Source organism: Pseudoalteromonas sp. T1lg10 (assembly GCF_002964545.1).
Classification (GTDB): domain Bacteria; phylum Pseudomonadota; class Gammaproteobacteria; order Enterobacterales; family Alteromonadaceae; genus Pseudoalteromonas.
On sequence record NZ_PQBV01000051.1, the window covers coordinates 376,941 to 391,335 of the forward strand.

15 protein-coding genes and 1 pseudogene are annotated in these 14,395 nt (G+C 48.2%); 7 read left to right on the forward strand and 9 right to left on the reverse strand.

The annotated features are described in order from the left end of the window. Positions 1-29 precede the first annotated feature (29 nt). The gene (locus C2M17_RS14950; RefSeq protein WP_105201515.1) at positions 30-749 is read left to right on the forward strand and encodes a PP2C family protein-serine/threonine phosphatase; all 720 of its coding nucleotides are present in this window, start codon (positions 30-32) and stop codon (positions 747-749) included. A 182-nt stretch (positions 750-931) separates the two neighbouring features. Continuing rightward, the gene (locus C2M17_RS14955; RefSeq protein ID WP_105201516.1) at positions 932-1,552 is read left to right on the forward strand and encodes a hypothetical protein; all 621 of its coding nucleotides are present in this window, start codon (positions 932-934) and stop codon (positions 1,550-1,552) included. A gap of 66 nt (positions 1,553-1,618) precedes the next feature. Here the strand turns inward: C2M17_RS14955 and C2M17_RS14960 are convergent, their stop codons facing one another. The 5 genes from C2M17_RS14960 to C2M17_RS14980 all read right to left on the reverse strand — a co-directional run bounded on the left by C2M17_RS14960 (position 1,619) and on the right by C2M17_RS14980 (position 4,713). Next, positions 1,619-1,888, reverse strand: a complete 270-nt coding sequence (locus C2M17_RS14960) for a CBU_0592 family membrane protein (RefSeq protein WP_105201517.1) — start codon at positions 1,886-1,888, stop codon at positions 1,619-1,621. 235 nt (positions 1,889-2,123) lie between these two features. Then, the gene (locus C2M17_RS14965; RefSeq protein WP_105201518.1) at positions 2,124-2,375 is read right to left on the reverse strand and encodes a hypothetical protein; all 252 of its coding nucleotides are present in this window, start codon (positions 2,373-2,375) and stop codon (positions 2,124-2,126) included. Between the two features lie 93 nt (positions 2,376-2,468). Next, the gene (locus tag C2M17_RS14970; RefSeq protein ID WP_105201519.1) at positions 2,469-3,512 is read right to left on the reverse strand and encodes a DUF2804 domain-containing protein; all 1,044 of its coding nucleotides are present in this window, start codon (positions 3,510-3,512) and stop codon (positions 2,469-2,471) included. Positions 3,513-3,645: 133 nt separating this feature from the next. After that, positions 3,646-4,050 (reverse strand): DUF1761 domain-containing protein, encoded by a 405-nt coding sequence (locus C2M17_RS14975; protein ID WP_105201690.1) that lies wholly within the window; start codon positions 4,048-4,050, stop codon positions 3,646-3,648. A 258-nt stretch (positions 4,051-4,308) separates the two neighbouring features. Beyond that, complete coding sequence (locus C2M17_RS14980; RefSeq protein ID WP_105258767.1) at positions 4,309-4,713, reverse strand: nuclear transport factor 2 family protein; 405 nt, start codon at positions 4,711-4,713, stop codon at positions 4,309-4,311. A 386-nt stretch (positions 4,714-5,099) separates the two neighbouring features. Between C2M17_RS14980 and C2M17_RS14985 the strand changes: the two genes are divergently transcribed. Then, positions 5,100-6,167, forward strand: coding sequence for a ketoacyl-ACP synthase III (locus C2M17_RS14985; RefSeq protein WP_105201521.1), 1,068 nt, complete (start codon positions 5,100-5,102; stop codon positions 6,165-6,167). Positions 6,168-6,309: 142 nt separating this feature from the next. Beyond that, on the forward strand, positions 6,310-6,708 hold the full coding sequence (locus C2M17_RS14990; RefSeq protein ID WP_105201522.1) for an STAS/SEC14 domain-containing protein: 399 nt from the start codon (positions 6,310-6,312) through the stop codon (positions 6,706-6,708). Between the two features lie 51 nt (positions 6,709-6,759). Here C2M17_RS14990 and C2M17_RS14995 read toward each other — a convergent pair whose 3' ends face one another. Further along, entirely contained in the window at positions 6,760-8,130 is a 1,371-nt protein-coding gene (locus C2M17_RS14995) for a leucyl aminopeptidase family protein (RefSeq protein ID WP_105201523.1), read from the reverse strand. A 71-nt stretch (positions 8,131-8,201) separates the two neighbouring features. Here C2M17_RS14995 and thpR point away from each other — a divergent pair, with 71 nt between their 5' ends. After that, positions 8,202-8,735 (forward strand): RNA 2',3'-cyclic phosphodiesterase, encoded by a 534-nt coding sequence (thpR, locus tag C2M17_RS15000; protein ID WP_105201524.1) that lies wholly within the window; start codon positions 8,202-8,204, stop codon positions 8,733-8,735. Between the two features lie 18 nt (positions 8,736-8,753). Here the strand turns inward: thpR and C2M17_RS15005 are convergent, their stop codons facing one another. Then, positions 8,754-9,143: a hypothetical protein gene (locus tag C2M17_RS15005; RefSeq protein WP_105201525.1), complete on the reverse strand. Its 390-nt coding sequence runs from the start codon at positions 9,141-9,143 to the stop codon at positions 8,754-8,756. Positions 9,144-9,365: 222 nt separating this feature from the next. On the opposite strand from C2M17_RS15005, the gene C2M17_RS15010 reads away from it, so the two are divergent. Then, complete coding sequence (locus C2M17_RS15010; protein ID WP_158684045.1) at positions 9,366-10,859, forward strand: tetratricopeptide repeat-containing sulfotransferase family protein; 1,494 nt, start codon at positions 9,366-9,368, stop codon at positions 10,857-10,859. Here the strand turns inward: C2M17_RS15010 and C2M17_RS15015 are convergent. Beyond that, entirely contained in the window at positions 10,792-11,697 is a 906-nt protein-coding gene (locus tag C2M17_RS15015) for an alpha/beta fold hydrolase (protein WP_105201527.1), read from the reverse strand. The two genes, C2M17_RS15010 and C2M17_RS15015, sit on opposite strands and share 68 nt — an antisense overlap. Positions 11,698-11,846: 149 nt before the next feature. On the opposite strand from C2M17_RS15015, the pseudogene C2M17_RS15020 reads away from it, so the two are divergent. After that, a pseudogene (locus C2M17_RS15020) lies at positions 11,847-11,966 on the forward strand (IS256 family transposase); the annotation flags it as partial. A 110-nt stretch (positions 11,967-12,076) separates the two neighbouring features. On the opposite strand, the gene C2M17_RS15025 reads toward C2M17_RS15020, so the two are convergent. Further along, positions 12,077-14,293, reverse strand: a complete 2,217-nt coding sequence (locus C2M17_RS15025; RefSeq protein WP_105201528.1) for a dynamin family protein — start codon at positions 14,291-14,293, stop codon at positions 12,077-12,079. Positions 14,294-14,395 lie beyond the last annotated feature (102 nt).

Genomic DNA, 14,395 nt, shown 5'->3' on the forward strand with positions numbered 1-14,395 from the left:
CTCACAATACCACCTCAGTGGACAAGGGCATGCAACTGAACAGCTTTGCACAAAGCCATCGCGGCGTTATTCGCAGCAAAAATGAAGACGCCTTATTGGCACTTCCCGAGCAAGGAGTCTGGGTGGTTGCCGATGGCATGGGTGCGCACAGCGGGGGCGAATACGCCAGTGCGCAGGTGATTGAAGTCGTCAAACAGCAGCTGCTTAAGCGCCCTCACAACATTCCACTCTACCTCACCCTGGTCAGCGCTTTTGAAGACGCCAATAGACAAGTTTTCGACTACTCACAGCTGTATATGCAGGGAAAAACCATGGGTTCAACGGCGGTCGCCCTGGTCCTGGATGGCCCTGATTTCTATTTTATCTGGGTCGGCGACAGCCGAGGTTACCTATTTAGAAACAATCAACTGGAGCAACAGACCCGGGATCATAGCCGGATCAACCTGTTGCTTGATACCGGAGTGATCACCTCGGCGCAAGCGGCCAGCCACCCGCTGCAACATGAGGTAGTGCGGGCCCTAGGCGTCAAACGCCAAGTTCAGGTAGAAGTGATGCATGGTAAAAGGCACAAGCAGGATATCTTTTTATTATGCAGTGACGGCTTAACGGACAAACTATCCGACTTTGAAATAGAAGTGTCACTAAACGCCACTAATATACACAGTGCCGGCAAGGCCTTGATGCACTCGGCGCTCTCTCACGGCGCCGGCGACAACGTCACCTGTATACTCGTTAAGCAGGGCGAGTAAAACCTGCCAACCTTTTTCCTTACCAGCGACGGCGATTTTTGCCCCAGCCCTTGCGCTAGATCAAAGTTCGGTACAACTGCACCATCAATAGCCATGCCATACTGATTTAGATCAATAAGTTGCGCTCATTATCCTTGTTAAAATTTAACCAATCCAAATTATCACGTAAACAAGGATAGATCATGGCGCACTCTGACTTACATCCTCATATGGAGGCGGCTATGCAGCCCAATGTCACTCACATTAACAAATCCTCCGGGGAGCCCTCGGTGCAAGAGCAGGTGCACCTGTATAAACAATTGTTGCTAGAAAAAGAGCGACAGATAAGACACTTGCAAGAAGCGCAAGCACCGCTACTGGCACAAATCAATCAGGCAGACGAGCTCAATAAAAAAGCCTTGGCCCATATGGATAAAATGGCCGAACAGATGCAGCAGGTGCAGATCCAGGCCAAACGCGATGTGCAGATAGAGCTGGCCGATCTGGAGCAAAAGTTAGAAGAAGCCAATACCAGCGGGCATGTAATGAAGCATCATTGCCGCGATCTTCAGGAGCGCAACAAGGAGCTGCATGAACTGCTTAAATCATCAACACAACAGGTAGAAGAGCTGCAACGACGTTTGCAAGGGCAGAGCCAGGATATCAACAGCATTCGCGAAGAAAAGGTAAAACTGAGCATGCAGGTGATCACCCAGGGCGAACAGCTCAAGCGCTGCGAAAAGCAACTTAGCGATGCTCTGCACGGCTATTACAGTGGCGTTATGAATAAAAACAAAAAAGTGAGCAAAAACCTGCCACGCTAATTTTCACTCTGATGCGCCAAAACACAGCGGGCTAAATAGCCCGCTTTTTTGTGTTATTCAAGTTAGTTAAGAAGCCGGTAGCGATTTTAGCTCGCGACGCGCCATCACGTGTTTATAAATACCGATAAGAGAGGCAGCTATCCAGAATATCTCGATAACAAAACTGGCAAGGTTGAAGTTGTAACAGAGGCTGATCAGCAACAAGATGGCACCGCTTAGGTTCATCAGGTTATAGCCCAGACCCGAGGCAGGTAACTTCTCTAGCTGTAATAAGAAAAACGCGCCCACCACTAAAAAGGTGCCGCTCATGCCAATAACATCAAATAATAGGTCCATTACCTAGCTCCACAAAACAAACCTCTTCAGCCTACCAAGGCCAGGCTGGACACCTAAGGACAAATGCCCTGCTGATACCAACTCACTTAAATAGCTAATCATTCTAGCGGGCTAAATATCATGCTAACCGCGTTGGAATTTTTTTATGTAGAATAACTACATAAGAAAAATTCCGTCTTGTTATCACATCATTTATCCAGCGCTATCTCTGCTCACATACTTAACAGAATTGGTATTATTTCATATACACCTTTTGGCCGATCATTTTTAATGCCGGCGTGCCGCGGATCAGGGTTTGTCGGGCAAACACCTGCTGACACCCCGGGCAGGTTGCCACCTCTTCGGTGTAGTCCTCGCTGATACGCTCAATAAAACACTTTACCAACGCCCCCTTGCCACCTTTTCGATACTTATACAGTTGGGTGCGACATTTACTGCAAAAGATATCCACGGTGCGAACCGGTCCCTTTTTATTCGGCTTGGCCATGCTTCCCCCATTATTGATGAGCAGTTAGCTTAACATTTTAACGGCGCGATGAGCCATTGGCGCGCCATCAAACGATCGGGAGCAATGAAGCCCTTACCATAAAGCATAATGATCTTCAATTAAGCCAAGGACATTATCGAGGCGATGCAGCTGACTTTTGGCATCTTCAATCTGGCCATTGAAATGACCGATATACTGGCGGAAGTTACTCTTTAACAGCCCCAGGTTCAGGCGCTCCTGACGCTTGTTTAAGGGGCTGAAGGTCAGCGAGACCTTGCCATCTTGAGAGCTTATCTGCCAGTCCGGCTCACAGGCGCTGCGAGTAAAATCAAAATGCACCGGGCCAAGCAGATGGCTCTCACCATCGCGCCAAAACACATTTTCGTTATAACCTGTCTCATTGACTCCGGCGGCCAGGTTGAGGCCGAACAATGACCCACCAATACGGCCATTGATACTGGCCCAGCGCCAACTGGTTTCCCGGCGCATAAAGCCGGCGGAAAAATCATACCCCGCTAGGGCATGCTCCAAATCTTGAGCTTCTTGATTGATCACCAGCGAGCCCTGCACCCCCAAGGCGTTGTGTTTCTGGGTGTAGGTCCAGCCGCTGTAGCCGGTGGGATTGCACAGGGCCATGGGCAGGCTCGCCGTTGGCGGGATCAGGGTAAAATCGGCGCTAATCTGCTTGGTAGCAATACGCAACTGCCACACGCCGGCGTTGATCTCCATGCTTATCTTGCCTCCCGCACCACCCAAGCTGGAGCATCCCTCCCAAGGCGAAGGAGCCATGGTGCAGCCCAATGACAGGGGCTTAAGCCAGCTCGTTTCCACCAGCTTATTGGCTTCAATATCATAGAGATAGCAAAAGCCTGAGGCGGCATAACGAATATCGGCAATGGCCACGCCAATTAAAAATCTGGGAGTGATCACAGAGACAAACTGAAACTGCTTAAAGTGAAAATGCTTTGCCAATCGCCCGGCGGGCTTATCCATGGCATTGGTGTAGTTAAAGTGCTCGAGTCCAAAGGATTGAATCGGGCCATTGAGGTGACCAAAGTGCACTTTGCCCGACTCGCTCACCAGGGTATCAAGGCCTGTTTCAGTGCCTAGGGCTATGGGGAGAATATCCATCTTCATCCTTTATTTTTCTTATTTTTGCACCGCCTTGGCTGAATCCTGTGGGGGCGGCACTGGAGTATTAACTCTAACCCCTTGAGAGCCAAGTTAAAACCTCAATATGCTCGGGCACAATCTGCAGCGCCCGATCAGGCTAGTGCCATAACCCGAGGATCAGGCCAATCAAGGTAAATTGCAGAGTATGATAACCGCCGTTGACCAAAAACAGTTTAAGCGGCCTTTGCTCGAATAAATAACTAATGCCAAAAGAGGTTGCCACCCAGCATAAACCTGCGGCAAAACCGGCACCAACGGCAAAGCCGAGATCGGGTTTGGGGCCTAGAAATAACGCAAACACAAAGGCCGCGACCAAGGAGAGGATAAAAGCCAGGGAGAACACCTTGCCCATGGAAGCCTGAGCCAAGTCCACATCGGTTAGGCCACAACCATCGAGCCAGGCGGATTTAAACATGAGCGGCGAGTACCATAGCCCGCCAAGGATAAAGGTGGCTAAGGCCGCCAACAGCACCGCAAAAAAGTTAAACTCTGCAAAATTCATAATCAAGCTCACGACAGTGTTTGCTTAAGCGTAGCCTGCGATCCCCATAGCGGCAAAATTGTGCTCCAGAGCGGGACTGCGAGATTATCTTGCCGAATCGAAATTAAGCAAGAGCCATTATTCTAGCTCACTGAAATTGTTTAATAAATTCACAAAACTAATAACCAAGGCGCTTTCCCGAGAGCAAGTAGTTACCCCGAATTTGCAGACTTTAGTAAAAGAAAATAACCAAACCCAATACGTTGAAAGCTCGGGCCATTATTCCATGGTGAAGGCCTCGCAGGGGGTACTTTGGTGATAAACCACCCGCCAGTGTTGCTCCGCATCCAAACGCCACAAGGACATACGCGAAGAAAAATGCCACTGGCCGCCTCGAATACGCCGCAAGGCACTGCGATAATAAAGCTGCACCACGGTATCGCTGAGCATACGACCGACAAAATCCTGATTATGAAAAAGCGGCTTGCGGCTTTTCGACTGCTCTTTAGGCAGACGTTCCAGCACATTGGTCTTATTAAAACGTTTTCCGTCCGAGGACACCTCAATAAAGTCATCGTCAATCAAGGCATTGAGACGCGCCGCATCGGCACGCACATCGTCACGCATCAAGGAGCGTTCAAGCTCGATCAGTTGCTCAAATAACTGCGCTTTAATCTTGTTCATAATGGCGTATAAATTTTCCTGCGTGCATCATCAAACGAACCGGCGTTAACTGGCCGAAATTAACTGATCGGTATCGTTCAGCTACGATTTATCTAAAGCGATTACATCAGCGTAGTAGCCAAGCGGCCAATTTGCCAACTTCATGTACCATATTCAATACCTTAGGTGCTATTAGGTGCTATAAAAAGACTGACTGATTTACTTCATCACTGGCTTGCACTTTCAGTAACTGTCATACGCAGCATACAGAGAACAAAGCATACTTCTGTGCAACACATAGGTAAGGCTCGACCAAGCCGGTTCATTTTGGTATAAAGCAGCAACATACTAAAGACGTCGGGCCAGTTGAATTAGGCGGTCGCCGATGCAATGACACAGGATTTTATATGCATTATGCAGAGATCACCGGCTGGGGCAAGTGTGTTCCACCGGCGCGAATTAGCAATCAGGATATAGCCACAGTCGTAGATACATCCGACGAGTGGATCAGCTCACGCACTGGCATTAAAGCCCGTCATGTTAGCCATGTCAGCACCGCCGAGCTGGCCACAGTTGCGGCGCAGCGCGCCCTAGATTGTGCCGGCCTAGATGCCAAGGATTTAGACCTGGTATTGGTCGCCACCTGTACACCCAGCACTGTGGTCGCCAACACCGCCTCCGAGGTACAACAACGCCTCGGTGCCACAGGTGCAGCCGCGTGTGACAGTAATGCCGCGTGCTCTGGCTTTTTATACGCACTGCAAATGGCCACTGCACAAATTCAGGCGGGAATGATCAAGCGCGCCGTGGTTGTCGCTGCAGAACGTATGAGCTGGTATATCAACTGGGCCCGCCGCGACAGCGCCGTGCTATTTGGTGATGGTGCTGGTGCCGTAGTACTTGAAGCAAGCGAGCAAGCCCTGGGGTTATTGGCCAGCAAATCTGGCTGCGACAGCTCGGATCGCAGCATCCTGCACATTGAAAATTTTGGTTCCAACATCAATAAGTACGAAGCCATCGGTGGCTCGGAGCTGCATTTTGTCGGCCCGGAAATCTTTAAGCGTGCGGTTAAAGGCATGAGCGGCGCCTGTGATGACGTACTGAACCAGGCACAATTAAGCCTGGATGATATCGATGTACTGGTACCCCATCAGGCGAACCTGCGCATTATCCAGGCCATTCAGCAACGCCTTAAGGTCGAAGACGACAAGGTGATGGTCAATATCGATGAGTATGGCAACACCTCGGCAGCCACCATAGCCATCGCCCTGTGTGAAGCGGTAGAGCGCGGCATGATAAAACCGGGTGCCAATATTATGTCGGCGGCCTTTGGAGCAGGTTTAACCTGGGCCGCAAGTTATATAAAGTGGGGTCAAAGAGTAACTCCTGTGCGTGAAAGCAGCGCCGAGTTACCACCTTGCCCGCAAACCGGCCTGGAGCTTATCGCCGACGCCGTTGCTGCGTGTCAGAAATAAAAAACGGTAAACTTCCTTTCAATTCAAGGCCGCCTATGCGGCCTTGTTTCTTTTTGCAGTTTTATTGCGCTACATCATCGGCGTTCTCGCCACCCTTTTGCTATGTTAAATAAACACCTAAACACACCATAAGGGCCAGCAAATGAAACGTCATGGTTTACATATAGGTATAGAGCGCACCAAAGCGCGTTTTTACATTTCCATGGTGATAGTCGGCAAGTTAGATCATCACGACTATGAAGTGATCACTCCTATGTTTGATGACGCCCTAAAGGGGTTGGATGAGCGTATCGTCGATGTGTTTATCGATGCCAGCGAGCTGGAAGGATTCAGCGCCCGCGCTCTGTGGGATGACTTTAAGCTCGGCATTGCCCACCGCCACCAATTTCGCCGCATCGCCTTTTACGGCCGCCACGACTGGCAGGATTATGCGGCACGCATCGCCAATTGGTTTACCAGCGGCGAGGTCAAGTATTTTGCCGATGCTGATGCCGCCAGGGCCTGGCTCAATGAGTCTGATACCAAGTCCGACGGCGAGTAAAAAACGAGCCGCAATTGCGGCTCGTGATTTATATCATGGAGTGAAAACGAATTAACGCCCGTATTTGTCTGCCAGCATGGTGTATACGGCGCGAATACCGAAGGCTTCACCGCCTACCGGGCGACCAGGTAGCGCACGCAGGTTCCAGGCCATTACATCAAAGTGGATCCAAGGGGTTTTGGCGTCGATAAATTCCTGCAGATACAGGGCTGCGGTAATAGCACCCGCAAAAGGACCCGGTGCACAGTTGGTTAAATCCGCCACATCGCTTTTCATCATATTCTTGTACTGGGCGAATAATGGCATACGCCATACGGGATCTTGGCTGTGTTCGCCGGCTTGAGTCAGGGCCTCGGCCAGCTTGTCATCATTACTGAAAAAGCCCGGCAGCTCGGTACCCAAGGCAATGCGCATGGCGCCGGTCAGGGTAGCGAAGTCGATGATCATCTCTGGGTTTTCCTGCTGCGCTTCATCTAAGGCATCACACAAGACTAAACGGCCTTCGGCATCCGTGTTATCGATTTCCACGGTCAGACCCTTGCGAGTTTTTACCACATCGCCTGGGCGAAATGCATTGCGTGATACGGCGTTTTCCACCGCAGGTACCAAGACCCGCAGTTGAATATTCAGCTCCATGGCCATGATCAGGTTCGCCAGGCCAATTACATGAGCGGCGCCGCCCATATCCTTTTTCATCAAACGCATACCGGCGGCAGGTTTTAAGTCCAGACCACCGGAGTCAAAACACACACCCTTACCAACCAGGGTTACTTTAGGCGCATCTGATTTGCCCCAGCGCAAATCAAGCAGTCGCGGCTTGTTTTCACTGGCACGGCCAACAAGATGAATGGTGGGGTAATTTTGCTCTAGCAGCTCATCACCCACCCACTCGCTAAACTCACCGCCAAAGCGCTGAGCCATATCGTTCATCACTTCACTTAAGTGCTGCGGCATCATATCCGCGGCTGGGGCGTTAACTAGGTCACGCACCACCTGGGTCGACTCCATTAATGCCACTAATTCCTGGTATAAGGCGGCATCTTCAATAAGCAAACGCGCCTGAGGCAACTGAATTTGCTTGTAGCCGCTAAACTGATAACCACCAAGCACAAAGCCCAGGGCAATATCGCGCTCATTAGCGGCATTTTGTAATTGATAATCCCCCTTGGGCAATTTACCGATAATATCACCGGCCGCCCACATATCAGCGACATCTGAAGTCACCAAAATAGCGCTTTGCGGCTCGCCAGTTTCCGGATTCGGCAGCACACATAAGCCGGGTTGCTGTTGCAGTGAGCGGGCTACCCAGGTACGGGTAAAATCATCTTGCTCTGCACACCAAGCCTCACAACCTTGTTGGTCAAAAATGAAAAGGGAAATTAAGGCGGTATCGAGACGAGGTTTATTGATGAGTAAATTCATTGCGGACTCACTTTTTATTACTGATAATAAGCAGGATATCAAGTTAAAAAAGTAAATGATATAGCCAAACCATGGGACCTTGCGAGCAAGCACGTCGACTGTTTTTTGCCTTGGGGCTGAGCGCCGAGCAGAAGCAACATATCAAGCAGTGGTTAAGCCGCCATGCCACCTTAAGCAAGGCGCCAACCCAATGCCGTAACTGGCATTTAACCCTGATGTTTCTCGGCCAGGTTGAACAAGAGCAGGCGCAGCAGCTCATTAATGACGCCCGTAAACTGGTGGTGCCGCGCTTTTCTCTGACCTTGGATGAGCATGATTATTGGCCGCACAATGGCTTATTCCATCTGCGCCCAAGCGCTCCCGAACCACACTTGCTGACCTTAGCCGCAGAGCTACGAGCCTTGGCCGGGCAACATCAAATTCACGACCAACATAGCCGTTATCACCCTCATGTTACTCTGGCACGTAACCTTAAAACGCCCCCTAAGGTGGAGCGCCCCATGCCACCATTGCAGATGGATATTGATCATTTCACCCTGTATCACTCGACTCGGGACGATCAGGGGCTGGTGTATAAACCGATTGCCGAATTCGCCTGTAGCTAACTCAAAACGAGCCCAGATTTAATCCTCTTTTGGCTTATCCACCACTTTGGTTTTAGGTGGTTTGGGGTTACTAAAGGAGCTGGGCAGGATATCGACCCCCACCATATGAGCAATTTTGACCACCAAAGGAATGGTAATGGGCGCAAACGGCAGCACGGCAAATACCCCAAGGCCGAGGCCTTTGAGGATATCAATAAACTGTTTATTGGCTACCTGTAAGTCTTGTTTAGACGCCTGTCCCTTGGTGTAGCGCTTATATATATCGAGCATTTCCCTTGTTTCTTGCCGCTCTTGGGCAAGCGCCCACTTAAGCGTGACCATGGCGCGGCGGAGTTTTAGTTTTTGTCGGCGCCGTGAAATCATAAGCACCCGTAATGGAGCGCGATGGAACGAACGATAGATTCGCATACTGTCTTGAATTAGGGATCTGATTGCGCATTGTCACATACTTAGACGCATTTCACTAGCGCCCGACTTCTGCACCAGCGAGATAAGGACGGCTTATATCGGCCAAAGCAGACGCCAAAACATGCTCACCTTAACCACGCCATAACAGCTGGATCTTTTATGCTTGCGCTCGCAAGCATCGGACGTTATGTTGAAGTTAGTCTTATCGCCTTGCAAAAAAACATGAATGTACTCGCGCGCGCCAACAAATTGCTTAGCGAAAACAAATTAAAACAAGCGGAGTTTCATTTTAAGTCGCTATTAGAAGCCAACCCCAATCAGGGAGAAGCCTTGTTTGGTTTAGGTCGTATCGCCATGCGCTTAGAAAAATACCCCGAGGCGGTGTACCTGCTGCAAAAAGCCTGTCAACGTCTGCCCAAGGTGCTTGATCCCCTGTTTGCCCTGGCCGATGCTTTTGACGCCCTACAAAAACCACACTATGCCCAGGATATCCTCGAACACTGTTGTCAGATTGCCCCGCACAATGGCGAGGTCTTTTATCGATTGGCCCAGCATCAATTAGTGTATGGCTTCATCGAGCAAGCGAAGCAAAGCCTAGTGCGCGGCTTGGCATGTCCTGATCATAATGTCAGCCTGTACCTTTATTACGAGCTTGCTTATCTTGGCCCCAAAACCATCGACAGTGCGCAAATCGCCCACCTGCACACCTTGCTCAGAGGCACGCAAAATAAGCACGCCAAGGTGGTCGCCCACTATGCCCTTGGTAAAAGCTACCATGGATTGGGCGATAAAAATCAGGCTTTCGCCCATTATCGCCTCGCCAACAAGTTACAGGCCAAGCTTTGCCCAGCCTTTAGCGCTACGGCTTTTAATACCCATATTGATAAGATTAAGACCTTGTTTAACGCCAAGTTTATTGCTTCTCTGCACGATGGGCTTAAGGCCAGCTTTACCCCTGTGTTTATCGTCGGCATGCCCAGATGCGGCTCTACCCTGTTAGAACAAATGCTGTGCCAGCATCCCAAGGTGGCAAGCTTGGGTGACAGCGATATTTTTAATGCCAAGCTGATGACTCATTTAAGCAAGGTTACAGGGCAAACCTTCCCCGACTGTATGGCCGATATAAATGGCGAGATGCGCTCAAAACTCAGGCAAATGTATGCCGACGAAGTCGCCAAGCAGCAGCTGGGACATCAATATATAATTAATAGACTAGCGGCTAACTTTGAGGCCATAGGTGCTATTAAAGCACTGTTTCCTAATGCCTTATTTATTGATATGCGACGCAGTTTTTATCCCATGGCTTGGTCGGTATTTACTCACTACTTAGATACCAATAAGGCTTTTTGCTGCGATATGGATATGCTGCAAGACTATTACCAAGGCTATGACAGCTTGATGCAGCATTGGCACCAAAACGCTGACAATAGTATTTATACCCAGCATTATGAGCAGTTGACCGACAAGCCGGAGCAAGCACTGCGTAAGCTTTGTAACTGGCTGGATATTGTCTACACCGAGCAGAGCCTCGACTATCATAAAAGTAACAAGGCGGTCACAGGTTTAAGTCGGGCTCAGGTGCGACAACCGCTTCATCTGGGCGCCAACCTTGCCTATAAGCATTATGAACTGGCGTTTCTAGGCTGTTTTAAGCGTGGCGAGCAAACCAGGCCTGCACATCCTGAAACTGATCCCGCACAGCCTGCGGGTGAGTAAGCATATCGATATGACCATAATCATGGTGATGACCATGGCTGCGACCATAGATTTTTAGCTCCTGCAGCCCAACCCCTGACTCCTGCATAAACTTCTTGATATCTATGGGCTGAGCCAGGGATTTATCCTTGACCCCGGCAATATGCAAAATCGGCGGTAAACTTTTATGGCGCAGCGCTGCACCATAATCAAAGCCATCATCACTGTCGACCCAAGGCAACACCTTGGCCCACTGCATACTCTGATAGTGCGACTTGATGGTTTCGTTATCACTGCCCCACTTTAGCTGACGCGCCGGCAAATAACCGTGCTTTTGCGCATACTTAGGCGCCAGCCAATACCAGATTAAATTACCCTTGATAAACTTCCCCAGATGACGATTGTAGAGCGAGCGCTTTGAGCCAAAATAAGCACAAGCGCTCACCTTGTCTATATATTCAGGGAAACGGGCAAAGGCACTGTTAAAAAGCACCCCGCCCCAGGAATGCGCAACCCAAAAGCGAGGAAACTCGCCGCTATGGGCGATAATCTTTTCAATAAAAGCGGGGATCTCAGCACAGATGGCCTCGGTTTGACCATAGGCGGCACCTCGGGCTATGGCCGGTTTACTCTCACCTCTTCCAGCCAAATCGGCCACATAGCAACGATAACCTAAACGCGCTAAAAAAGGCGCCAGCCCCTTATTACTGTGGGTATAAAAAATCTTACCGTTTTCAACGGCGCCATGCATAAAAAACACCGCCGGCCCCGTGGCATCGGCCTTGGCGATATAACGAAGATGCAATTGCTGCGCGGCATTAAGGTCAACAAGAAGCGACTGCTGCTGAAGATCGGTCATAATTCGGCCCGTTGAGTTACTTTATCTCATCGTACCAGAAGAATAACCAGGACACCCACTCTAAAATAACCTTTAAGGTGGGTGTCCTGCTAATGGTTTTAAGGTGGGTGTCTTACTAATGGTTTTAAGATGGGTGTCTTGCTAATGGTTTTGCTGGGATATTGAATGCTTCTAAGAAATGGACAATGCCAATCCAGAACTGGAATATGACATTCTCTCAACTGGCGATTCACTTCGATGGGCGCTTGGGTGATGTCTTAGATCTCTAGCCAAAGTTAGCTGACACAGAATTCTGAACGCCCTCTACATTTTAGCCTTCAGTATTTGCACACGGTACTGAAGGCTAGCTTGCCGGCAATATCTAGCACTTTCCCCTCCATTACAACTGACGTATATCTTCCTCTACCATTTCAAGAACGTTGCTGTACTCTTTTAGTGCTTGCTCTTTATTCTCTAAGTCTGCTCGAAGTTGTTCAATGCTACTTTCCAAATCCCCAATCAGTGTAGGAAGAAATTCTTGCTCTTCTCTGGAGATTTTACCAAGCATATCTGAACCACATTTACTCACTTCTTGAGTGATTTCCGTTAGCAAAATACCTACTATTCTAGCCTGCTCAGCTCTTAGTTGTTGGATCTCATCACCCTCGACTTCGGTTACAGAAAACTGTTGTCTAATGGAGTTAATATGATGGTCTAGGTCTAAGCTAATCGTTGGAATTGTAATTCGGTCAACAGAGTTACTTAACGGTAGCAATATCATTTCAGGATCGAAATCTGGGTCTGAAAAGTCAAATAAGCCTCTAACTGCCTGTTTGATATCTTCACGGAACTGGTTGATATTGATGGCTTGAGAACTTGACTGATAAAGTCTGTCACTTGTTTCAATCACAAAATCTTCTAGCTTTTGTACCGCATCTTGAACATTAGCATAGGTGTAGTTAACTGTACGGTAGTTTGTAGATGACACATTCCTAGTTCTACCCCAACTAAATGGATTATACCAACTAGAGTCACTTACCTCAGAGTAAGTCGTATACGATTCTTCACGACTACCTGTTTGAGAGTTAATGCGTTTAACTGAAAGAGAATTCTGTTTGATGCTTTGCTCTGCCTTATGAAGCTCCTTTTCGATCTGCACTCGATATTTATCGAAAACCATACTCACTTTTGATTTGCCCGCATTAATGCGCTCTGCCAACTCTTTCTGTTTCTTTTCTGCTTCAGCTAAATCGCCTTGCTGGAGATTATTTCGCTTAAGAGTAATATCATCAGAAATAGCCGTTAGCTTTTGTAGTAAATCACGCTCCGCCCCTTTTAGAAGATTATCAAGACGCTCCGCCATGATTTTATCTTTATTTTCTCGAACTGACTCCAGCTTAGAGTGCACTTTTTTGAAGTTAGCTACTGCTTCCAAAATTTGTGGCGTAAAGGTAAAGCCATCAAACATTTGGTTCAGGCGGTTAAGTGTGTGTTGCTCTTCTTCACTTAGATCGTCCCCTTTCTTCGCTAAATCGTAACATCGAGAGGATACAAAAATAGGAGGTAAAGCGTTTTGTAAGGTTTGCATCAGATGTGACTGACCACCATGGTTCAACTCATCCTGACGACAAACAGCATTCACTTCTGACTGAGCTTGATCATTTAAACTAGTGGTAAGAGAAGGCAAAGCTTGTTGAATAGAATCGTAGTTACTGTATTCATCTAACAACGCACTATCGAATAAGGAGCCAACTAAAATGATCTCTTCGATACCCTTATTCGGGATATTTTGTGCTAGCAGCGCCATATCTTGGCTATCCAAGAACTGACCGCAATAGCTTAGTAGGAAGATAACGTCACATTGCCCTAAAAACTCCTGCGTTCGTCTACCTCTTGATACAATTGGGTCATTCATCCCTGGTGTATCAACAACCTCGATATCTTTAAGCCCAGGAAGATTTAAGGCTAATGATGAGCTTTTAACAATTGGAGTAAACTCGCCATCTGCACCAACGAACGGTGTCAGGTCAGAGATTAGAGTCTCATTAGAACCAGTCCCTTCAATCACATGTTCTTTATCAAGGTACTCATCAACGTTCAACCCTGAACGTTGCACCATCTGGTACAGTTCGAAACACGCCTTAGATTCTTCAGGATAAATTGGTTTTTGAGGTGGTCTAACGCCTCTTTCTCGTCTTAATCCTGACGTTTTTGATGCTTGAAACTCATTGAGCTGTGCTTGATAGAGTATTTCTTCTTGCTCCACTTTACGAGCTTGTTCAAGTACTTTATTCCACTCTTTCTTACTATAAAACTCTACCGTTGCTGACGGCTGTTCAGAGTAGCTAATCTTGGTAAGGGCTGCTGTCATTGGTGTCGCGGCTTTAGGGAGAACCGATTTACCATCGAAAAGTAAACTGTTTAGAAACGATGATTTACCACGTTTGATTTGACCAACAATACCGATGCGTAAGACTCGGTTTTCCTGCTTCGCATTCTCAATGTCAGTCTCAAATGTATCCCTAAGAAGACTAATATCGCCTAAGATTTTCTCATCAATCACTCCAGTATGAGGCTCATACTTGGAGTAAATTTCGTTTATTTTATTTTTATTCATACAAACTACTTATAAAATTTTACTAGCGCTTCCAGCGCTAGATTTACCAGTCAAAGAGTGGTGTAGTTGTAACTCTTTAACTCTAGCTAACTGGTTAAAATT

Bases quoted from the DNA above. Each gene is read 5' to 3' on its own strand.
- C2M17_RS14950 (WP_105201515.1), top strand. From the start codon at position 30: ATGCAACTGAACAGCTTTGCACAAAGCCATCGCGGCGTTATTCGCAGC.
- C2M17_RS14955 (WP_105201516.1), top strand. From the start codon at position 932: ATGGCGCACTCTGACTTACATCCTCATATGGAGGCGGCTATGCAGCCC.
- C2M17_RS14960 (WP_105201517.1), bottom strand. From the start codon at position 1,888: ATGGACCTATTATTTGATGTTATTGGCATGAGCGGCACCTTTTTAGTG.
- C2M17_RS14965 (WP_105201518.1), bottom strand. From the start codon at position 2,375: ATGGCCAAGCCGAATAAAAAGGGACCGGTTCGCACCGTGGATATCTTT.
- C2M17_RS14970 (WP_105201519.1), bottom strand. From the start codon at position 3,512: ATGAAGATGGATATTCTCCCCATAGCCCTAGGCACTGAAACAGGCCTT.
- C2M17_RS14975 (WP_105201690.1), bottom strand. From the start codon at position 4,050: ATGAATTTTGCAGAGTTTAACTTTTTTGCGGTGCTGTTGGCGGCCTTA.
- C2M17_RS14980 (WP_105258767.1), bottom strand. From the start codon at position 4,713: ATGAACAAGATTAAAGCGCAGTTATTTGAGCAACTGATCGAGCTTGAA.
- C2M17_RS14985 (WP_105201521.1), top strand. From the start codon at position 5,100: ATGCATTATGCAGAGATCACCGGCTGGGGCAAGTGTGTTCCACCGGCG.
- C2M17_RS14990 (WP_105201522.1), top strand. From the start codon at position 6,310: ATGAAACGTCATGGTTTACATATAGGTATAGAGCGCACCAAAGCGCGT.
- C2M17_RS14995 (WP_105201523.1), bottom strand. From the start codon at position 8,130: ATGAATTTACTCATCAATAAACCTCGTCTCGATACCGCCTTAATTTCC.
- thpR (WP_105201524.1), top strand. From the start codon at position 8,202: ATGGGACCTTGCGAGCAAGCACGTCGACTGTTTTTTGCCTTGGGGCTG.
- C2M17_RS15005 (WP_105201525.1), bottom strand. From the start codon at position 9,143: ATGCGAATCTATCGTTCGTTCCATCGCGCTCCATTACGGGTGCTTATG.
- C2M17_RS15010 (WP_158684045.1), top strand. From the start codon at position 9,366: ATGAATGTACTCGCGCGCGCCAACAAATTGCTTAGCGAAAACAAATTA.
- C2M17_RS15015 (WP_105201527.1), bottom strand. From the start codon at position 11,697: ATGACCGATCTTCAGCAGCAGTCGCTTCTTGTTGACCTTAATGCCGCG.
- C2M17_RS15025 (WP_105201528.1), bottom strand. From the start codon at position 14,293: ATGAATAAAAATAAAATAAACGAAATTTACTCCAAGTATGAGCCTCAT.